At 61.2% G+C, this 23,716-nt stretch carries 9 protein-coding genes; all 9 read left to right on the forward strand.

Translation table 11 applies throughout. The annotated features are described in order from the left end of the window. Window positions 1-163 precede the first annotated feature (163 nt). Window positions 164-12,226, forward strand: coding sequence for a type I secretion C-terminal target domain-containing protein (locus ACI2KS_RS28570; RefSeq protein ID WP_404624387.1), 12,063 nt, complete (start codon window positions 164-166; stop codon window positions 12,224-12,226). Window positions 12,227-12,285: 59 nt separating this feature from the next. After that, window positions 12,286-12,624 (forward strand): tryptophan synthase subunit beta, encoded by a 339-nt coding sequence (locus ACI2KS_RS28575; RefSeq protein WP_404624388.1) that lies wholly within the window; start codon window positions 12,286-12,288, stop codon window positions 12,622-12,624. Between the two features lie 86 nt (window positions 12,625-12,710). Then, on the forward strand, window positions 12,711-13,631 hold the full coding sequence (locus ACI2KS_RS28580; RefSeq protein WP_404624389.1) for a DUF4214 domain-containing protein: 921 nt from the start codon (window positions 12,711-12,713) through the stop codon (window positions 13,629-13,631). A 258-nt stretch (window positions 13,632-13,889) separates the two neighbouring features. Then, complete coding sequence (locus tag ACI2KS_RS28585; protein WP_404624390.1) at window positions 13,890-15,944, forward strand: DUF7024 domain-containing protein; 2,055 nt, start codon at window positions 13,890-13,892, stop codon at window positions 15,942-15,944. 205 nt (window positions 15,945-16,149) lie between these two features. Continuing rightward, window positions 16,150-17,388, forward strand: coding sequence for an ABC transporter ATP-binding protein (locus tag ACI2KS_RS28590; protein ID WP_404624391.1), 1,239 nt, complete (start codon window positions 16,150-16,152; stop codon window positions 17,386-17,388). After that, window positions 17,372-18,874: a methyltransferase domain-containing protein gene (locus tag ACI2KS_RS28595; RefSeq protein ID WP_404624392.1), complete on the forward strand. Its 1,503-nt coding sequence runs from the start codon at window positions 17,372-17,374 to the stop codon at window positions 18,872-18,874. The genes ACI2KS_RS28590 and ACI2KS_RS28595 overlap by 17 nt, the downstream gene beginning before the upstream one ends. Continuing rightward, on the forward strand, window positions 18,871-19,992 hold the full coding sequence (locus ACI2KS_RS28600; RefSeq protein WP_404624393.1) for a glycosyltransferase: 1,122 nt from the start codon (window positions 18,871-18,873) through the stop codon (window positions 19,990-19,992). The genes ACI2KS_RS28595 and ACI2KS_RS28600 overlap by 4 nt, the downstream gene beginning before the upstream one ends. A gap of 6 nt (window positions 19,993-19,998) precedes the next feature. Then, window positions 19,999-20,955: a GDP-mannose 4,6-dehydratase gene (locus tag ACI2KS_RS28605; RefSeq protein ID WP_404624394.1), complete on the forward strand. Its 957-nt coding sequence runs from the start codon at window positions 19,999-20,001 to the stop codon at window positions 20,953-20,955. Between the two features lie 78 nt (window positions 20,956-21,033). Beyond that, complete coding sequence (locus ACI2KS_RS28610) at window positions 21,034-22,179, forward strand: glycosyltransferase family 4 protein (RefSeq protein ID WP_404624395.1); 1,146 nt, start codon at window positions 21,034-21,036, stop codon at window positions 22,177-22,179. The last annotated feature ends 1,537 nt before the right edge of the window (window positions 22,180-23,716 follow it).

Consider the following 23,716-nt stretch of genomic DNA (forward strand, 5'->3'; position numbering starts at 1 on the left):
TACGAACAACACTGTCAGCGCTACGGTCGGTGCAGACGGTGTAATCACGCTGTCGAGCACGTCGGCCACAACTCCAGCAACGCTGGCTCAGTTCCAGACTGCAATCAACGCGATCACCTTCAGCACCACCGACACGACTGTTTCGACTCGCACGATCAATGTCGTGGCGAACGACGGCGCAATTGATTCAAACATCGCCAAAACCGTCATCAGCATCACGCCCAACGCTGCGCCAATTGCTGACCTGAACGGTGCCAACGATAACAGCGGCACAGACACTCAGCACGACGGCATCAACTACGCCGTCAATTACGGCGAACAGGCTCCGGCGATTTCGATTGCGCCGAACCTGACCATTGTCGACACCGACAACGACAATCTGCAGGGTGCCAAGATCACGCTGGGCAACGCCTATACTCTGGACAAGCTGGACGTTTCGGCTGCCAACGCACTGGGTAACGGGGTCACTGCCACGCTAAACGGCAATGTGGTGACGCTCTCGGGCGACGCGCCAAAGTCTGCTTATGAAGCCGCCATCAAGGCCATTACCTTCAGCAGCACCAGCGATGAACCTGCTCAGATTGATCGCTCGGTCACCGTGACTGTGCAGCTCGACGACGGCAGCGGCATCACTGCCAGTACTCCTTCGTCGGTGACTACCATCACCGTTAATCCGATCAACGATGCCCCTATCGTCGATCTGGCCGGCTACACAGCTACGGTCGTTCAAGGCCACGACGGCGTAGCAATTGCAGGCTCCGCTGTCAGCATCACTGACAAAGATGGCAGCACCCTCAGCAAAGTGAGCATCGACGTTGGCACCGGTGCCAAAGCCGGAGACACGCTCAGCATCGAAGCCGGCGACCTGCCCACCGGCATCACTGTTGACGCCTCCAGCACCGCGCAGCACCTGGTGTTGACCGGCGTTGCCAGTGAGGCGCTGTATCAGCAGGCCCTGCAAAAAGTCATCTTCAGCACGTCGGCGGGTACCGGTGATCGCATCATCAACGTCACCGCAGATGATGGCCAGTCGCAGTTCAATACCGGCACGTCCTCCAGCACCATCAGCGTGACGGCTAACGCCGCACCGGTGGCCGACTTGAACGGCGACGCCCAAGGCACCAACTACGCCGTCAGCTATAACGAGCAGTCGGCAGCGATATCCATCGCGCCTGCCGTGAAGATCAGCGATGACGGTGACATCCTGGTACGAGCGGTTATTACCCTCGATACCACAGAAGCCAAGGACACGCTGACCGCGCTGACGACAAACCCGGCCTTCGCAGGCCTGTCCGTCAGCACCACGACCAATAGCTTGGGCAATGTCACGTCAGTCACACTGACCGGCAACGCCAGCAAGGCCGTGTACGAAACAGCCATCAAGGCCATCACTTTCAGCAGCACCAGTGATGAGCCAAGCCAGGCTACACGCACACCAAGCGTCAGCGTCCTGCTCGACGACGGCAGCGGCACGACCACCGCGACCTCGACGTCGACCACCACCATCACGATCAACCCGATCAACGATGCACCGACCGTGGATTTGAACGGCCCAGGTACCGATGCTGCTCACGCGGGCACCGACTACACCGCCACCGTCGCCAGTGGTCACGCAGGCGTAGCAATTTCGTCTACAGCGGTCAGCATCGGGGACGTGGATAACACCACCCTGAGCAAAGTAACGGTCAGCGTCGAAGGCGCGAAAACCGGCGACTTGTTGACTGCGACCAACGCTCTGCCGTCCACTATCACTGCAAGTGCTTACGCCAACGGTGCCATCGTCCTGACCGCCGCAGCGGGCAAGACGCCGACACTGGCTGACTTCCAGGACGCCATCAAGGCGATCACTTTCAGCACAAGTGACACCACGACTCCATCCCGCACCATCGATGTCGTGGCGAACGACGGCGCAATTGATTCGAATATCGCTAAAACCATCATCAGCATCACGCCGAACTCGGCGCCAACCCTGGACCTCGACGGCCCTGGCGCAGGTTCGCACAGCGATGCGCACAACTACGCCACGACCTTCACCAAGGGCGCGGGCAGCGTCAGTATTTCCGCCGATTCGGTGTCCATCAGCGACACCGACAACACCACGCTGGCCAGCGTTAAAGTCACGCTGACCAACGCGCTATCGGGTGATGCCCTCGATTTCACCGGCGTGGCAACAGCGACGGACGGCAAGGTTTCGGCGGCATTGGTGAACGGCGTGATCGTGCTGACCAGCACCTCTGGCAGCACGGCGTCGCTGGATGACTTCCAACACGCGATCCATGCGATCACCTTCAGTACCAGCTCGACTAACACTGATCAGCGCATCATCACCGTGCAGGTTGACGACGGCAGCGGCGGCACCAACACCGCCAACACCTACGTGGGCGTGCAAAGTGCCGCTGGCGGCAATCTGGTGGGCAAAGAGGACCAGCCTGGTGGCGTGACCGTGACGTGGGACAGCCTGGGCATCACCAGCACCGACGCCAGTACCCCGACGGGCATTGTCGTGACCTCGATACCTGGCGGTGGCACGTACACCTATCAAGGCCGCGCACTCACGGCTGATGACGTGACGAATCACACGCTGCTGACCAAGGCGGCAATCGATCACGGCGATCTGGTCTTCACCCCGAACCTGAATGAGTCTGGCTACGACGGCTACACCCTCGACGGCGTCGGCAACCTGAATGCCGATTACTCGAACCTCATCTTCCAGCCAGTGTTCAGCGCGGGCAGCAGTGTGGTTTACGGCGACAACGCGACCGTGCACGTGGATATCACGCCGGTCGCTGATGCGCCGACCATCGCCTTGGGCCTTGCAACCCTGACGGGCAACGCTGCTACCCCTGCACCGACCTTGCCATCGACCGGCCTGACCCAGACCACTTGGGTCAGCACCTTGAGCGGCTTGGGCTCGGGCGGCGGCGGTGAGCCGACGGCCAACCTCAAATCGGTCATGGATGCGGCCAAGGCCAGCGGCACTGCGGCCAGCAGCAGCGCAATCGTTGCCAACGAACAAAGCAGCAACGTGGTCGAACACACCGGCTCGCTCACCAAGGGCCTGATCTATCTGGAAGCGGGCAAGTCATACACCTTCAGCGGGCAGGCTGACGATAGCCTGTTGATCAACGTAGGCGGCACCAACGTAGCGACTGCCATCTGGAACGTGCAACAAGGCAAGATCCTGGGCACTGATGCAGCGGCGAACGGCACCTTCGTGCCGACCACGTCGGGCTACTACACGCTTGAGATCTACCACTACAACCAGAATGGTCCAGGCAACTACAACGTTCTGCTGTCGGTCAACGGCAGCACACCGTCCAGCCTGAGCACCGCTGGCGTCTCGACCTACAACTCGGTCGCCGACCTGCAGGCTGCCGGGATCGACCTGACTGCCCACGTTGCCAGCAACGGCGAAGGCTATTACACCGGCTATAACCTCAATGAAGGCAACGCCGGTCAGGCCATCAAACTGGTGTCCATCGATCCGCAACTGGGCGACAAGGACGGCTCTGAAACGTTGAGCGTCAAAATCACCGGTGTCCCGGTCGACGCCGTACTCACTGACGGCAATAACCACTCCTATACGGTGACGGCTGGCGATAACAGCAGTGTCGACGTGACCGGCTGGACCTATTCGGGCATCAGCATCACCCTGCCGGCGAGCACTGCGGCGGGCACCCTGCACCTGTTGGTCGTGGCAACCTCGACCGAACAGGGCGGCAATATCGTCGCCGCCGAACAAACCGCCTCGACCAGCAAAGCGCTGGACGTCATCGTTCACGCTGCGGTGAACACCGCGCCGGTCCTGGACCTGGACACCTCGACGCTGGGTCACGACTACAGCACCACCTATACCGAGCTCAAGCCGGGTGTTTCCATCGCCGGTGATTCGACACTGTCCGACCACGACGGCAGCCAGCTGACGTCGGCGGTGATCAAGCTCTCGACGGTATATAACGGCGACCAGCTGACCCTGCTTTCATCTGCCCTCAAAGGCGGCATCGAAGCCGACACGTCGGTAGCCGGGCAGATCACCCTGAAAAACGCTGCGTCGCTGGCTGACTACCTGGCGGTAATCAAGGCGATCACATTCAGCAACAGCACTCAAGATCCGAGCACTGTTGATCGCACAGTCACGGTGACAGTCAACGACGGCAGCAACACGGCGACCGCCACATCGACGGCGACCACGACCATTCACGTCAAGGCAGTGAACGATGCACCGGTTGTGGACCTCAACGGTCCTAACATCGTCGGTCAGGCTGACAACGGCATCAATTACAGCACCAGCGTGGTCAGCGGCCATACCGGCGTGTCGATTTCAGATGCCAGCATCACAGTCAAAGACCCGGATAACACCACGCTCGCCAGCGTGAAAGTCAGTATCGCCAGCGCCAAGACCGGCGACAGCCTGGATACCTCCAAAGTCGTTGATCTACACAACGGTGTCTCCGCATCGACCAGCAATGGCGTGGTGACGCTGACCAGCACTTCGAGCGCCTCGCCGGCAACCCTGACGGCGTTCCAGGACGCGATTCACGCCATCACCTTCAACACCACCGACACCACAGTTGCGTCTCGCACAATCAACGTGGTCGCCAACGACGGCACGGTCGATTCCAGCATCGCCACGACTGTCGTCACCATCACACCGAACCAGGCGCCGACCCAGGTCAGCGCGGCGGCAGAATCGGCTCAGGAAACAGCACCTGCGCAAGCGGGTGCCAGCCAATTCGCCCAGAAGATTGCCGTGGTACTGAGTGCCACTGACCCCGATGGCAGCATCAAGTCGTTCACCATCAAAGACCTGCCAGCCAATGGCACGTTGTATAGCGATGCCGCGCTGCATAATGCGATCACGGCAACCACCAGCGTCACAGCCGGTGTCGATGGCAAGGCAACGGTGTACTTCGTGCCGACTGACTACTGGAGCGGCAGCACCGGCTTCAACTTCCAAGCGGTCGATGACAGCAACGCTTCGAGCGCAAGCACGCCAGCCAACATCGTGGTCTCTCCATTCACCAACACGCCGACAGTCACACTCAGCGCGGACACGGCTACTGGCGTCGAGAACAGTGCGATTGTGCTCTCCACCATCACACCGCACACCGCTGATCCCGACGGCTCCGAAACCATTACCGGCCTGAAGATCACCGGCCTGCCGGTTGGCTCGGTCATCAGTGACGGCAGTAATCTGCCAGGACATTCGGTCACCATCACCAGCGCCGATGCGGGCAGTACCACCGGTTCCGTCAGCATCAAGGACTGGACGCTCAGCAGCCTCACCTTCACACCACCGGCCACTAACGGCGGAGCGGACCAGACCTATACCCTCAAGGTCATTGCTACCGCTCAGGATGGCACGGCGACAGCCGTGGACTCAGCGCCTGTGACGCTGGTGGTGAATGTACAGGCCAACGACGCGCCGACGGTCTCGTTCTCGGACACGACCTACACCACCGGTGGCAGCGTAGCGCTCGTCAGCAACCTGGTGCTCGCCGATCCGGACAACAGCAATCTCCAAGGCGCGACGATCGTCATTGGCAATGTTCAGAGCGGCGATACGTTCAACTCTGCCCTCAACACGAGCGCACCGACCGCTACCACTCCAGGCACTACCAGCCTGGGGATCAACTACACGTACACAACCGTTGGCAACACCACGACCATCACCCTGAGCGGTGACCACAGTCGTGACGACTATCAGACATTGATCAACTCGATCACCTTCAGCCAGTCTGCCGCGTCGACTACCACTGCCACGCGCACGGTGAGCATTCAGGTAACCGACACCGGCATCGGCGGCGCGGACGCGAAAAGTTCGACCGCAGTCGTCCACAACCTGACTGTGCCTGCGGTTAACCATGCGCCAATCCTTGACCTGGACGGCGCATCGACAACGACGACTGGTTACAGCACCAGCGTCGTTCAGCAACACACCGGAACCTCAATCGCCGCACCTGCGATCAGCATCACTGACCCGGATGGCAATACCCCGATCAAAGGCGCGGTCATCGACATCGGCAGCGGTCTGAAAACCGGCGACGTCCTGACCGTAGGCTCGCTGCCGGATGGCATCACTGCCGACACCACCTCCGGCACTCACATCGTGCTCAGCGGCACGGCTACACAGGCGGCTTATCAGGAGGCGATCAAGGCGATCACCTTCAGCACGTCCGACACCACCAGCACTGCCGACCGCACGATCACCGTGACTGTCGATGACGGCGGCCTGATCAACAACACCGGCTCGGCCAGCACCGTGATCAGCGTCAAAGCCAACGCCGTGCCTGACAACGTCACCGCCGTAGCCGACTCGGGCGCCGAAGACGCTGCCAAGATCGCGGTACACCTCAGCGCGACCGACAGCGATGGCAGCGTCAAGTCGTTCACCATCAGCGACCTGCCTGCCAATGGCGTGTTGTACAGCGATGCCGGGCTTTCCCACGCCATCACTGCCGGGACCAGCGTGACCGCAGCCGCCGATGGCACAGCGACTGTGTACTTCGTACCGACCCATGACTGGAGCGGCAGCACCGCCTTCAACTTCAAGGCCGTCGATGACAGCAACGCTTCCAGCGCCTCCACGCCGGCCAACATCCTGGTCAGTCCTGTTACCGACAAACCGACGGTTACCCTGGGCGCCGACGTGGTGGTCAAGCCGTTGATGGGCTTCGAGAACGGGCTCAATTCGGGGTGGTTCACCGACAACAGCCCTAACGGGGTCGAGATCAACACCAGCTCTACCTATGGTGTGACCACCACCGGCAACAGCAAGGTGCTTGAGCTTGAGCGCAACACCGGTGACGTGGCCAACCTGTACACCAACGTGGCTGCCCGGGCTGGCGCTACCTACACCATCTCGCTGGATTACTCGCCACGCGACAATGCGCTGGATAACTCGGTGATCAACGTGTACTGGGGCGGTGTGCAGATCGGCACCTTGAACACCCAGGTGCTGGGCATGCAGCACTACACCTTCCAGGTCCCGGTCACCACCGACGGCTCGGCGCGGCTTGAATTCAAGGCCACCGACAGCAACTCGCTGGGCGGCGTGATGGACAACATTTCGGTCACCGAAACGCTGAACGCCGGCGTCGAGAACAGCCCGATCCTGTTGTCCACACTGGTTGCGCACACCACCGATACCGACGGATCGGAAACCATCACCGACCTCAAGATCAGCGGCCTGCCGATTGGCTCGACGATCACCGATGGCAAGACCGGTCACACCTTCACCGTGACGTCGGCCAACGTCGACGCAGGCGGTACGACAGCGACCGTCAGCGTTCAGGGCTGGGATCTGGACAAGATCAAGTTCACCCCACCGGCTACCAATGGCGGCGCGGACAAGACCTACACCCTGCAAGTCGTGGCCACTGCCAAAGACGGCACGGCCACCGCGCTCGACTCGGATCCTGTCACGCTGACGGTGAAGGTACAGGCCAACGACGCGCCGACGGTCTCGTTCTCGGACACCACCTACAGCAACGGCGGCAGCGTAGCGCTGGTCAGCAATCTGGTTCTCGCTGACCTGGATAACAGCAACCTCCAGGGCGCGAAGATCGTCATAGGCAACATTCAGAGTGGCGATACGTTCAACTCGACCTATAACACCGGCGTACCGACCGCCACCGCATCAGGCACTACCAGCCTGGGGATCAGCTACAGCTACACGACCGTCGGCAACACCATGACCATCACCCTGAGCGGTGACCACAGCCGTGCCGATTACCAGACGCTGATCAACTCGATCACCTTCAGCCAGTCCGCTACGGCGACCACTACCGCGACGCGCACTGTGAGCATCCAGGTGACCGACACCGGCATCGGCGGCGCGGACGTGAAAAGCTCGGCCGCGGTCGTCCACAACCTGACTGTGCCGGCAATCAACCATGCGCCAATCCTGGATCTGGACGGCACGTCGACCGCCACCACCGGCTACAGCACCAGCGTTGTCCAGAAACACGACGGAGCCGCAATCGCTGCACCTGCGGTGAGCATTACCGATCCGGACGGGAATACATCCATCACAGGCGCGGTCATCGACATCACTTCGGGCCTTAAAACCGGCGACGTCCTGACCGTAGGCACGCTGCCAACGGGCATCACTGCCAGCACCACCTCGGGCACCCACATCGTGCTCAGCGGCACGGCGTCGCAGGCGGCGTATCAGGAGGCGATCAAGGCGATCAAGTTCAGCACCTCGGACGTCACCAGCACTGCGAACCGAACCGTCACCGTGACCGTGAACGACGGCGGTTCCGTGAACAACACGGCATCCGCGCAGACCACCGTCAGCGTTGCGGCCAACGTGGTTCCGACCATCGACCTGGACGCAAACGACTCCAGCACAATGACCGGCAACAACTTCCAGACCACCTTCTCCCAGGGTCACAGCAGCGCTGTAAGCGTGGCCGACACTGACGTGACGATTCTGGACAGCGACAACACCACCAGCCTCAAGTCAGCGACCATCACACTGACCAACGGCCAGACGGGCGATGTGCTGACTGTCGGCACCTTGCCTACCGGTATCACCTCCAGCACCAGCGGCAACGTGGTGACCCTGACCAGCGCCAACGGCAGCAGCCTGGCTGACTTCCAGCTGGCGATCCAGAAAGTCACCTTCAACACCACCAACACTTCGGCAGTGGGCGACCGGGCGATCACCGTGCAAGTCAGCGATGGCATCGCTACTTCGTCAGCGGCGACCACCACCGTGCATGTGACGGCCAACGTTGCGCCTATCGTCGACCTGGACAGCAAGACCGCGGGCAACGACTACAGCACCGTGTTCAAGGAAAGCGGCAGCGCGATCTCCATCGCGGAAGCCGGCATCAAGATCACCGATCCGGATAACTCGACGAACCTGAAATCGGCGACGATCACCCTCACCAACGCGCAGGCCGGTGACCTGCTCAAAGTGGGTGCGTTGCCAAGCGGTATCACTGCGGACACCAGCGTTGCCGGCAAGATCATCCTGACCAGCGACAATGGCAGCACCCTGGGGGCCTTCCAGACCGCCATCGGCAATATCACCTTCAATAACACCAATAGCTCGACGCTGGACTTCACCACTCGCACGATCAGCGTGACCGTCAACGACGGCAGCGGCACCGGCACGGCCACCTCGCTTCCATCGGTCACCAGCATCGCGATCCAGGGTGCCAACGGCGGCACCCTCACGGGTATCGAAGACAAGCCATTGATCGTTACCTGGGACAGCCTGGGTGCCAGCAGCACAGCGACGGCAATCACCATCAGCAGCCTTGCCGGTCACGGGACACTGACCCTCAACGGCGTGGCGGTCACCCTGGGGCAGGTGATCAGCAAGACCGATATCACCGCCAGCAAGCTGGTCTTCACGCCCGTGACAAACGAGTCGGGAGTGCCAGGCTACGCAACGCTGGACAGCAGCCATAACGGTGTGGGCGACCAGCAGGCCGATTACGCGCAGCTGACGTTCAAACCGGTATTCGGCACCGTCACCGGTAACGATGCGGTACTCAAACTCGACATCACCCCGGTCGCCGATGCGCCGACGGTCGGCATCGATACCAGCATTGCCACACCGGTGATCGTCACGCCGGCACCGACTCTCGCCTACACCGGGCTGATCAAGACCACGGTGGCGCTGACGGCCGCACAGAAAACGGCATTGGGCACCAATGGCAACGGTGCTGACCCGACCGTGTTGAAAACCCAACTCGACGCGGCCAATGCCAGCGCCAGCCAGACTCACACCACCCAGTACGTCGCCGACGTTGCAAGCACGGCGAACGTGAGCGCAGGCACGGCCTCGATCACCACCGGGCTGATCTACCTGACGGCGAACAGCAGTTACGTGTTCAGCGGTAAAGGCGATGACAGCCTGCTGGTCAATATCGGTGGCACCAACGTCGCCAGCGCAGTATGGGGAAAATCGAGCGGCGCGATCGGCACCAACAGCTTTACCCCAACGGTGTCCGGTTATTACACCCTTGAGATCTACCACTACAACCAGGCGGGCGACGGTAACTACAACGTATTACTGTCGGTCAACGGCTCCCCGGCGGCAGGCGTGGGCTCCAGTGGCGTACCGATCTACACCTCGGCGGCCGATCTGACTGCCGCCAATGTCGACCTGAGCACGCTGCACGCAGTCGGCGGCGCCGCAAGCACCAACGCAGAAGGCTATTACACCGGCTACGGGCTCAATGAAGGCAACGAAAACAGCACGATTGCGCTGTCGCCGGTCAAGGTCGCGCTGGCTGACACCGACGGATCGGAGAGCATCACCTCGGTCAAGGTAACGGGCGTGCCTGCTGGCGCGTTCATCAGCGACGATCAAGGTCATGGCGCCAAGGCCGACGCATCGGGCGTGGTCGACATCACCGGCTGGAACCTCTCCAAACTCAGCGTTACGCCGCCCGCCTACAGCACCGCCAGCTTCACGCTGACGGTGGAAGCCACGTCGACCGAGAAGGCCAACCTGGTTTCTGCGAAAAGCACGACCAACATCGACGTCACCGTGCACGCCGGCACCTACAGCGTCATTAACTCGGTCACGGCGGTCGACGCCGCCACGCACCTGTCGGTCGTCAACCCGACGACCACCGGCACCGCCAGCAACGAAATCATCGTTGGCGACGTCGGCACTCTGAAGATCAGCAACGGCCAGAACTACAACGTGGCGTTCATCGTTGACAGCTCGTCGAGCATGACCGACTCGATCACTGCACTGAGATCGCAGCTGACCTCGACCTTCAACACCCTGATCAGCAAGGCGGCCGGCGGCACGGTGAACCTGTTTGCCATGGACTTCGACACCAAGGTGGAGAGCACCCTCACCGTCACGCTGGCCGATACCGCTGCCGTGCGTACCGCGCTGAACAACTGGATCACCAGCATCACCGGCGAGACCGGGAACAACTCCACCGGCACCAACTATGAAGACGCGTTCAAGACCACGGCGAACTTCTTCCTGAGCAACACCGCCACCAGTAATGCCGGCGCGGTCAACCTGACGTATTTCATTACCGACGGCACGCCGACCTTCTATCAGGACAGCATCAAGACCAATCCGACAGTGATCGACCGCACGGGCAGCGGCATCGATATCACCCTGGACAACCTGCTCAGCGCCAACCACTACACCTCTGGCGCCTTGACCATCCTGGTGGACGGCCAGCAGCTGACCATCGTGGACGCCAACTCCCAGGTGCACCTGTTTACCCAGGCGGCAAACAAGACGTTCACCGATACCGGCGTGCTGGGCACGCTGCACGCCCAGGGCGACGGTACCTATGAGGTCTCGACGCTCGCCGGTAACGGCTATGACACTACCACCGCCACGTCGGCCCACTCAGCGGCGGCGTTCGCCACGCTGACCGGCCTGTCCAACGTGGAAGCCATCGGCCTGGGTACCGTGGCCACCACCCTGAGCAGCTACGACAGCAACCACAGCCCGCTGTCGGCGACCACGGCCGACCTTGCCAGCAAGGTCAACACCTACTCGGAAGTCATCGTTCAGGAAGACGACACCATCAACGGCGGTGCCGGCAACGACATCCTGTTCGGCGATACCTTCCAGTACACGGTCAGCGCCGGCAATGTCCTGCAAGGCTACGCGGCCATGAAAGCGTACGCCCAGAGCGTGGATTCGACGGTTTCCACGGTCCAGGACGTGCACAAGTTCATCGCCAACCACTACACCGCCTTCGATGTTTCGGCGTCCGGTGATGGCAAGGACAACCTGCTGGGCGGCGATGGCGATGACATCCTGTTCGGCCAGGGCGGTAACGACACGCTCGACGGCGGCAAGGGCAACGACATCCTGCTCGGGGGTGACGGTAACGACATCCTGATGGGCGGACCGGGTGCGGACATTCTGGTGGGCGGCGCAGGTGCCGATCAGTTCGTGTGGAAGGCCGGCGACTACGGTAACGACGTCATCAAGGACTTCAACCCGGGCACGACCGCAACGCCTGGCGACCGCATCGACCTGCGGGATCTGCTGCAGCACGAGAGCGACGCCACGATCGACAACTTCCTGAAGTTGACGACCGCAACCGATGGCTCTGCGCAACTGACGGTCAGCTCCACCGGCAAGCTCAACGACACCGGCGGCGTGGCCAACGCGGATGTGACCATCAAGCTCGACGGTTATCATTTTGCGGCAGGCACCACCATCAACTCGCTGATCGCAGGTTCGGACCCGACCATCAAGGTCGATCACTCCTGATAGCTATACTGGCGACTGTCAAGGCGGTCGCCAGATCACCCCGTCATCGAGGACGAAGCATGTTTTACGTTCAGCGCAATTCCCACGGGGAGCTGGTCCGCGTCGAGGCCGCAGGCTTCGCCGAAGCCACGGCGACCCTGCCGGCCGACGATCACGAAATCCAGGCCTGGTTCGCCAACGAATCGGTAGAGCACAGTCTCAACGCCCTGAAACTCAGTGACATCGAGATGATCCGGGTACTGGACGACCTTATCCAGGTGCTGACCCAGAAGGGATTGCTGCGCATCACCGATCTGCCGCCTGCGGCGCAAGCCAAGCTGATGGATCGAAATCGGGCGCGGGTGGCGCTGGGCGGGTTGAGTAACTTGATTGATGATGAGGAGACCGGATTGGTCTGACGGGCACTAAGTCGGATTATCGGGGTCCTACCAGTCCGCCGTTACCTATAATGGCGGACTGACTTTTTCCGGAGAAGGACTCCTCCATGACCACAGTGACTTACAACCAGCCCGTCGACGTTTACGATCTTGATGACTGGTACAACGCCAACACCCACTTCTCCTCGGCCACCTCGTCGGCATTCCAGCTGACTGACGGCTATCACACCCTCAACTACAGCGGCTTCGCCTTCACCTACGACACCAACGGTGTGTCCGGCGGCGTCCTGACGGGCCTCGACTGGAGCGCAGGCGGCCAATCGGTACTCAGCGTTTCGGGGATCAACACCAACTACAACACCTTGCTCGGCTACGCGCTGGCCGGTGACGACGTCGCCGTCGGCAAGTTGCTGCTTGGCGGCAGCGACACCTTCATTGGCTCCTACGGCAACGATGACTTCTACGGCTACACCGGCATCGACAGCTACGATGGCAAGGGCGGCATCGACACCGTCTGGTACGACGGTGACAAGGACAGCGCCACGATCACGGCCACCTCCTCCGGCTACAGAGTCATGATGCCGGGCAAGATCGACACCCTGACCAACATCGAGCGCATTGAATTCGGCGACGGCAGCTCCCTGGCGCTCGACGTGCAGGCCGGGCAGAACGCAGGGTCGGCGTATCGGTTGTATCAGGCGGCGTTCGATCGCAAGCCGGACACCGACGGCCTGAAGTACTGGATCGCCGAAATGGACCAGGGCCAGAGCATCGGGCAAATCGCGCAAAGCTTCGTCAACAGCACGGAGTTCAAGACGCTCAATCCGGGGCAGGATCAGAACTCGATCATCAACAACTACTACCTGCACGTGCTGCACCGCACAGCCGACGATGCCGGCGTGCAGTACTGGAACAACCAGATGGCCAACGGCATGAAGGCCAACGAGGTACTGGTGTCCTTCTCGGAAAGCCAGGAAAACCTCACCAACACCAAAGCCGCTCTGGATGGCGGCCTCTGGCTGAGTTGAGTTCAGGCCTCAGGCAAACGGCTGCGGCGCATCAGTGATGGTTGAACATCCACGTCGCAGCCCGGCCAATTGTTTCAGGGCGCAATTGCGCCGATCTTCCTGCTAACATCCCGCGCCAAACAGGATTTAGGTACGCGTGTGCCGAAATCGAGGTCGATTGCACCCAGGGTTCGTCGCCTGGAATCGACTTTTTTGCCGGGACAGCAGCCCCGATCAGCTTGCCGCTGTCAGGGACTCGATCGTTATGGAAGATGGTGAATGACCAGCCTCACACAACAACACCGAAACGCTTACGCTTTACTCGCGCTCATTGCCTCGGTTTTTTTCGCCCTTGTGTTGAAAAACAGCGGCCTTTACCCGTTCATCTTCGGTGACGAATACACCTACAGTCGCTACTCACGGCTGCAACCGCTCTCCGAGTCGCTGATCCCAGGTTATCTGTACCTGGCCGTCTATCGCATGACCAGCCACTGCGGGGCAGACTTCCTGAGCTGCGCCAGACTCTTCAACGCGCTGTTTTTCGTCGCCGCCGCCCCGTTCATCTACTGGGTCGCACGCCGGGTCACGTCGTTCGCTCCGGCGCTGCTGATTACCCTGTGCGCACTGGCCGCGCCGATCAATATCTACACCGCCCACTACATGCCGGAGGCCTTTTACTTCTTCGGTTTCTGGGTTTTCGTCTGGGCCATCGCCCGAGCAAGCGCGCAGCGCTGGCAGGACTGGGCCATCGTCGGCTTCATCCTCGGCTGCACTGCCCTGATCAAACCGCATTCGATGCTGTTTGTCCCGGCGGTGCTGCTGTACATAGGTTACCTGTCGGCACTGTGCAGTGACCGTCGGCTGGCAGCGGCGTCACGCAATATCGGCGCCTTTCTGCTGGCGGCGCTGGTCGCCAAGTTCGCCCTGAGCCTGCTGATTGCCGGACCTTCCGGTCTCACCTTCTTCGGGCCGTCGTATAACAAGATCGCTTCCACTACCACCTCGGGGCTTGAGCGCGCGATCGAACTGGCGATGCTCACGATCGAGAGTGTTCGTGGTCACCTGTTGGCGCTTTGCCTGATTGTCGGACTGCCGCTGGCGGTATCGCTGCAACTGAGCATTTCTTCGCTCGCTGCTCGGCACCGGATGGGCGATTCCCAGCGCCTGGCGGTGCTGGCAGTGCTGCTCATCGCCAACCTGGTGCCGGTGGTGGCGCTGTTCTCCGCCTCCGTCATCAACTCCAGCGTTTTCGAGTCCATCACCCGCCTGCACATGCGTTATTACGACTTCATGTTCCCGCTGTTTTGGATCGTGGTGGCGTCGCGCCTCGACGCAAACGTGCCCCAAAGCCCCGGCAGATGGAGAGTCGTGCTCGGGGTAGTGGTCGGCCTGCCAATGCTCTACGCCATTTGCACGCAGATGGCGCCTTTTGCGCCGAGTGTGATCGACAGCCCGGAATTGCGTGGCCTGACGTTCAACCGCGGCACATTCTATCTGATGAGCGCGACAGGACTTTTCGCCCTGCTCGCATGGATGCGTTCCGCACGACTGGGCGCAGCATTGTTCATTTTTTGTGCAATGCCACTAGGCGTTGTGATATCCAACGTGTGGGTCACTCTCGAACAGCGCGCTCACCTGATACCCGATGTCTATGACAGTGCTGGCACCTTCGCCCGCGAATACCTGACCCCGACAGAGCGCTCCCAGGTGGTGGTTATCGGCACCGACATGGGCGGGCTGCTCAAGGCCACGTTCTATATGGACAATGCAGACATCACTCACCTGCAAGTCAGCGAAGACAACCACTATGACTTTCAGGGCCTGCCGGCACACAAGACCTGGGTGCTGTCCATCGGCGATTACGTGCCTCTTGCTAACGGCCGCAAGCAGGTGGTCATGCCCGGCTTCGCCCTGACCCACGTCATCAGTGGGCCGGACCTGGATTTTCGATACCCCCTCACGCCTGGGCTGGTCAGCCACAGCGAAGGTATCGCCCCACCGGAGAACTGGGGTGCATGGTCCACCGCCCGGCAGGTACGCTTGGACTTCACCAGGCCGCTGCCGGACCGATATCGACTGCACATGCAGGCGCTGGCATTCGGGCCAAACATCGGCAGGGATTTCACTCTGCATGCCGGTACCGGCATTAAAAAATTCGCCCCGAACGATCAACCCGGCGAGTTTGTCTTCGAGATCGAAAACCCACAGCGTTCAAGCAGCATCAGCTTTGATGTGCCAGAACCAACCAGCCCGGCGCAATTGGCCCTGAACGCCGATAAGCGCACGCTCGGGTTGGGCCTGATGAAGATTTCGATCGAGGCTATCGAACACTAGGCTGTAACCCTCGCAATAGACGAGCGGCGCCCCATCCGGGCGTCGCCGCGGTCAACCTCACGTTTGATCGCAAAGCGCCGGAACACGGCGACAATAATGCTCCAGACAACCACTCATGTTAGGCTCCGCCTCCTGATTCTTCAGTGCGAGCCCCCGTGCGGTCGGCCGCGCCTGAAAACACCCCCTTTGATTAAGAGTTGCACGCATGCTTGAAGTGGAAAACGTCTGTAAGGAGTTCAAGCTCTACAGCAGACCCTGGCACCGGCTCAAGGAAATCGTTCTGCGCCGCAGTTTCCATCGCACGCATCGCGCACTGGACAACGTCACCTTCCGCGTCCAGAGCGGGGAAACACTGGGCATCCTCGGGCGTAACGGTGCCGGCAAGTCCACCCTGCTGAAAATGCTCAACGGCGTGCTGCTTCCCGATGCCGGCCAGATCAGGATCACCGGCCGGGTCACCGGGTTGCTGGAGCTGGGCACCGGCTTCGACCCGAACCTCAGTGGCCTGCAGAACATCATCGGCAACGGCCTGCTGCTGGGTATGACGCGCCAGCAGATCGATGAACGCCGCGACGCCATTGTCGAGTTCTCCGAACTGGGCCCGTTCATTCACGAACCGATTCGTACCTATTCGTCCGGCATGAACATGCGCCTGGCGTTTTCCATCGCGATCCATGCAGATCCCGACACGTTCCTGATCGATGAGGCCCTTTCGGTCGGCGATGGTCACTTCCAGCAGAAGTGCATGCGCCGTATCAAGGAATTCCGCGCCAAGGGGGGTTCGATCATCTTCGTATCCCACGACCTGAACGCCGTGAAGATGATCTGCGACCGCGCCATCGTGCTCAGCGGCGGCAAAGTGGTCGCTGACGGCCACCCTGAAGACGCAGTGAACATCTACAACCAGCTGCTCGGCGCTGACGACGAAGACTACAGCGAACGTCGCCATATCGAAGAGCACGGGTACGGCTCGCGCCAGGCGTACATGGAGAACGTCACCTTCGTTGGCGAGAACTCCCAAAGCACCATTCTGGCCAGCGGCGACAATGGCCAGCTTGACGTGACCATCGCCGCCGACCACGACCTGCAGGACATTTCACTGGGCCTGATGATTCGCGACCGTTTCGGCCAGGATATCTTCGGCACCAACAGTCATTACCTGAACTTCCCGATTGCCATGAAGGCAGGCGAGCGCCGGACCCTGCGGTATCGTTTTCCGATGCGGCTCGCGCCGGGGAAGTACACCATTACCTTGGCGCTGCACGACGGCGCCGATCACACCACCAACTGCTATCACTGGCACGATAACGCCATCGGCTTTGAAGTTGCCGGCATCACCGGGACTTTCTTTGGCGGCATCTGTGATCTGGCGCCTACGCTGGAACAGCTGGCTGCCCCGACCGAGACTACCGACGGATACGTAAGCAATGCTAATACCCAATAACCCTGACCTCGACTTCCAGGAACTCAACCGCCGAATTGAAGCAGAGGTTCAGCGTTATAAGCTGGACACCCGCGAGCGCCCGCTACCGGCATTCGACCCGTCTCCAGCCCAGGTCTTCGACCGTCCTTACCGCTGGATGGAGCTGATTCAGCTCGATGACGAGCCGCTGCTGCTGGCTGCGTATCCGAGCCTGCTGGGCCGCAAGGCCGAACGCAGCGAAATCCAGCAAGGCCTGCATCAACTGCGCTCCGGCTTCGACAAGTTCGAAGTTCTGGCCGGCTTGCGTTATTCGCCAGCAGGCATGGCCCACGGCACTGAAGTGCATGGCCTGCGCAAAGCCAAACTGAAAAACACCCTGCGGCGCATTCCGGTGGTCGGCAAGCTGTTGCTGAGCGCCTACGCTATCGCCTCCATCGAGCCGCGCAGTCGTTACTACGTCGCTCGCATGGATCTGCTGACGCGTCAGCACAAGCTGCAGAACGACGGCCTGGCGGTACAACGTGATCAACTCGAAAATCAGGCGCGCCAGATCCAGATCCACAACCAGCATCTCGAAGAGCTGGGCGGCTACCTGAATGAACTCAATGGCTATCTGAAAGCCCAGCAAGTCGCGCTGGACAGCCAGAATGTCGCGTTCGGTCAACAGACCGACTACATCAAGCGCCTGGAGTCGGACCTGGACCAGCAACGCCTGATCCAGCAGGAACTGCGTGCCCGCCTGGGTCACCTGGAACGTGCGCCACGCCAAATGACTGCAGCGCCAGCGGACTCGACCGTGGTCGCCACCCAGCCGGCGGCGTCGAACCTGGTGCCCAGCAGCATTCCGGACAGTTTTTACCTGGCCTTCGAGAACCGCTTCCGTGGTGACGCCGAAACCATCCGCGAGCGCCAGTCCTACTACCTGCCGATCCTTGAAAGCATCGAGCCGCTCAACGCCGGCTTGCCGCTGGTGGACATCGGTTGCGGTCGCGGCGAATGGCTGAACATGCTGCCCGATGCCTACGCACGCATCGGCATCGACCTCAACTCGATGAACGTCGAGGCCTGTCATGAGCAAGGCCTGAAGGCCGTGCAACAGGATGCGCTGGTCTGGCTGGCCGAACAGCCGGAGAACAGCATCGCTGCGGTGTCCGCGTTCCACGTGATCGAGCACTTGAGCTTCGAGCAGTTCAACATTCTGCTCGACCAGTGCCAGCGTGTCCTGGCGCCGGGAGGCACGATCATTTTCGAGACCCCGAACCCGGAAAACATCATCAGCGCGGCGACGCACTTCCACACCGACCCCACGCATATCCATCCACTGCCGCCGGCGTTCACCGAATTCCTGGTCGAATTCAAGGGCTTTGAGCACGTGGAGATCCACCGCCTCAATCCCATCCCGCGAGAGTACGCGCTCAACGAGGACAGCGAAGTCGCCCGTCGTTGTGACGCATTGTTCTACGGCCCGCAGGATTACGCGGTCACGGCTCGCAAGGGCCTGATATGACAACAAAGCGTATCGATCAATTTGCAGCAACGGTCGCAGCGGGAGACGGGGTTACCAACGGTTTGCTGTTCACCCGCAGCCTGCTGCGCGACCTGGGTTTCGAATCGGACATCTACAGCTTCAGCATTCCCGAGCAAATGGCCGGCCAGGTCTTGCCTGCGCGCACCTTTCATTCCTCACAGTGCGATCTGCTGATGTACCACCACTCCATGGGCCACGACCACGGCCCGTGGCTGCTGCAGCAAAAATGCAAGAAAGCCATGGTCTACCACAACATCACGCCGCCGGAGTTCTTCCCTGCCGGCGGCGGGTTGCGCCGCTATGCGCAGCTGGGGCTTGAACAACTGCGCGAATGGCGCGAGGAATTCGTTCACGCGCTGGCCGACTCGCCGCTCAACGAAAGCGAGCTCAAGGAAGCGGGCTACACCCGCAGCAAGACCCTGCCGCTGCTGGTCGACACCCGACGCCTGGAGGGCACCAAGAGCCAGCCGGCGTTCATGCGTCATCTGCCGGACGACACCCGTCTTTATCTGGCGGTTGGCCGACTGGCCGAAAACAAACGCCAATACCTGTTGATCGAAGCCTTCTATCATCTGTTGCAGGCCCAGCAAGCGGCGCAGGAGCTGGCTCAAGAGCCTTCACCGCTGCCGGCGCAACGCTTGATCATCGTCGGTGGCACCACCAGCGAGGCCTATGCACGCGGCCTGCAGCTGCATGTACGTAACCTGGGCCTGGAAGACAGCGTATTGCTGGTCGGCAAGTGCTCCGAAGCCGAACTGCGCTGGCTGTACCAGCACGCCCATCAATACTGGTGCGCCAGCGCCCACGAAGGCTTCTGCATGCCGCTGCTGGAAGCGAACTATGCTTCGCTTCCAGTGGTCACACAGGCTCGCTCGAATATCCCCGACACGCTGGGGGAAGGCGGCTTGCTGCTCGAAAGCGACGACCCGGTGGATTTCGCCATGGCGGCGCATTTTCTGAACACCGAGCCGGGCCTGTATGAGGCGATGATTGCCGCAGGCCAGCGAAACCTGCTGCGCTACGAGCGTCAAAACCTGCAGACAGCGCTGGCGCTGTGGCTTGAGCAGCTTGACCTGATTTCTCCAGCGAAGGAGTAAGACCTCATGCCACGCCTACTACTGACAGGCGCCAACGGCTTCGTTGGCAAGATTCTCACCGGCCGCTTGCAGAATGCCGGTTATGAAGTCATCGCTCTGGGTGGCAACGTCAGTCCTGCGCAAGGCATTGCCGACCAATACCTGAGCTGTGACATCCGAGACGCGGGCGCGCTGTCAAAAGCGGTCGCCGATGCCCAGCCGACGCACGTCATTCACCTGGCGGCCATTTCCCATGTGCCGACCAGCTTCAAGGAGCCGCTGCTGACCTGGCAAACCAACGTCATGGGCAGCATGAACCTGCTCGAAGCCGTCAGGCTGCAGGCCCCGGACGCCTTCACGCTGTTCCCCAGCTCCTCGGAAGTCTACGGCGCGGCGTTCAAGTCCGGCATCGCCGTGACTGAAGACACCCTTCCAGAGCCCCTTAACCCATACGCGGCCAGTAAGGTAGCGGCCGAATATGCGTTTCGTGAGTATTTCCGCCAGGGCCTGAACGGCGTGATCGCCCGGCCGTTCAACCACATTGGCGCCCAGCAGAGCGCTGACTTCGTTACGGCATCCTTTGCTCGCCAGATCGCGTTGATCGAGGCGGGCCAGCAGGCGCCGGTGCTCAAGGTCGGCAATCTTGAAGCCGTCCGCGATTTCCTCGATGTGCAGGATGTCTGCGATGCCTACATCGAACTGCTCAAGCTGGCCGACGACAAAGGCCACCCGCTGTGCCTGAACATAGCCAGCGGCCAGTCGCGCAGGATTCGCGACGTGCTCGACCTGCTGCTGTTGCAGAGCAATGTGCCCATCAGCGTTGAGCTGGACCCGGATCGCTTGCGTCCATCCGACATCCCGATCGCGGTGGGCAATAACACGTTGCTCAAACAGACCACCGGATGGCAGCCAGCGATTGCCCTGGAAACGACCCTGAGCCAATTGCTGGACTACTGGCGCGCCCAGACCAACACCACCCCCTGAGTGCAACTCGCCGCCACGGGCCACCAGGCAGCGGCGGCAACGTCTTCGCATGACACTTTGATTCGAGAACAACAACACATGGAAATTGGCTTGGGCTGCACCGTTTGGGCTGCCGGCGAACGCGCCGGGCACCTGGACGGCATCGGCACTTATTCCCGCGCGTTATGGCAAGGGCTTAGCGACATCGCAGCAAACCAGGCGGATGTGCAGATCAAACCGTACGCGTTCGGTCGGGACCTGCCGACGCTGGCATGCGGCCAACCGCAACAACTGGCCCCGCGTTTCCCGGTACATGCCTTGCTCAGCGGCTTTCTGAAACTGCCCCTGCGCAACTCCTCGGCAATTCGCAAAGACGTCGATCTGTTCCATGCCCCCGACCATCACATTCCGCGTATCGCCGGCGTGCCCACGGTCTCCAGCGTGATGGACGTGATCCCCATGCTGCACCCGGAGTGGATCAAAAACGACCTGCGCAGCCTGAAAAGCTGGTTGTTCAACGTGGCGATCCGTCAGTCCGATCACATCATCACCATTTCCGAGTTCAGCAAACAGGACATGGTCGAGCACCTGGGACTGGCCCCGGAGCGCATCAGCGTGACCCCGCTGGGCGTGGAACCGGTGTATTTCGAGCGCGTCGATGCCGATACCTGCAGCGCCGTTCTTGAAAAGCATGGGCTGAAGCCGGGCTTCTTCCTGTTCATCGGCACCCTGCAGCCACGCAAAAACCTGCCGCGCATCCTACAAGCCTTCGAACAACTGCCTGCCGATGTCCGTAAAGAGCATCCGCTGGTCATCGTCGGCCGCGACGGCTGGAACAACGAAGACTTGCTGCCCAAGCTGCATCAGTTGGAACAACGCGGCGAAGGTCGCTGGTTGAGCTACCTGCCGCAGTCGGACGTCATGGCGCTGCTGCAAAGCGCCGTCGCCCTCACCTTCCCGTCCTTGTACGAGGGTTTCGGCCTGCCGGTGATCGAAGCCTTCGCCGCGCGCTGTCCGGTGATCGCATCCAACAGCACCTCGCTGCCGGAAGTCGCCGGTGATGCGGCCTGGCTGGTCGATCCGTATGACGTCGACAGCATCGCCGCAGCCATGCAGGCACTGCTGAACCAGCCGCAGCTGCGCGAGCAAAAGATCGAACTGGGCATCGCCCGCGCCCGGCAATACACCTGGCACGAATGCGCCCGGCAGACGCTGGAGGTCTACCGCAAGGTGCTGGGCAAATAAGCAAAGCCCCGCAACCCCAAACCAGCGTATGAGCCGGCCTGCCGCGAACGCGCCGAGTCGGCCGCCAACAAGGCACCTGACCCACCGCAACCATTGTAGGAGCCGGCTTGCTGGCGAACGCGCTGGACCAGTCGCTATCGAGGTGACTGACCCACCCCATTCGCCAGCAAGCTGGCTCCTACGGCCTTCGGCCAGAAGCAAATCGTCATGCACCACACCCCCTGAGACATGCTCCGATTCGGTGATCACCGCCACCCGCTTCTGCCCGGAGGGCGTGGGAGTCCAGCTTGCTGACGATCTGCCGGGAACCGGCAGCAAACCCTGCCAACACGCCTGACCTGACGAAACACGGTGGTTCAGCCACCGCTGATCGTTCCCACGCTCCGCGTGGTAATGCCGCCCTGGACGCTTCGCGTCCACTCCCGGAACGAAGGCCGACGCGGAGCGTCAGGGGATGCGTTCCCACGCGGAGCGTGGGAACGATCAGAAACGCGACTGACCTGACGAATGCGGTCAGCCAGTCACTACCAGGTACCTGACACAGCGCAAACCCACTATAGGAGCCGGCTTGCTGGCGAAAGCGGCGTGTCAGTCGCCATCGAGGTGACTGACCCACCCCATTCGCCAGCAAGCTGGCTCCTACGGCCTTCGGCCAGAAGCAAATCGTCATGCACCACACCCCCTGAGACATGCTCCGATTCAGTGATCACCACCACCCGCTTCTGCCCGGAGGGCGTGGGAGTCCAGCTTGCTGACGATCTGCCGGGAACCGGCAGCAAACCTGCCAACACGCCTGACCTGACGAAATGCGGTCAGCCAGTCACTACCAGGTACCTGACACAGCGCAAACCCACTGTAGGAGCCGGCTTGCTGGCGAAAGCGGCGTGTCAGTGGCCATCGAGGTGACTGACCCACCCCATTCGCCAGCAAGCTGGCTCCTACGGCCTTCGGCCAGAAGCAAATCGTCATGCACCACACCCCTGAGACATGCTCCGATTCAGTGATCACCACCACCCGCTTCTGCCCGGAGGGCGTGGGAGTCCAGCTTGCTGACGATCTGCCGGGAACCGGCAGCAAACCTGCCAACACGCCTGACCTGACGAAACACGGTGGTTAGCCACCGCTGATCGTTCCCACGCTCCGCGTGGTAATGCCTCCCTGGACGCTTGGCGTCCACTCCCGGAGCGAAGGCCGACGCGGAGCGTCAGGGGATGCGTTCCCACGCGGAGCGTGGGAACGATCAGACCTGCCAACACGCCTGACCTGACGAAATGCGGTCAGCCAGTCACTACCAGGTACCTGACACAGCGCAAACCCACTGTAGGAGCCGGCTTGCTGGCGAAAGCGGCGTGTCAGTGGCCATCGAGGTGACTGACCCACCCCATTCGCCAGCAAGCTGGCTCCTACGGCCTTCGGCCAGAAGCAAATCGTCATGCACCACACCCCTGAGACATGCTCCGATTCAGTGATCACCACCACCCGCTTCTGCCCGGAGGGCGTGGGAGTCCAGCTTGCTGACGATCTGCCGGGAACCGGC

This window comes from Pseudomonas sp. NPDC087358, from assembly GCF_044900785.1.
Classification (GTDB): Bacteria; Pseudomonadota; Gammaproteobacteria; order Pseudomonadales; family Pseudomonadaceae; genus Aquipseudomonas.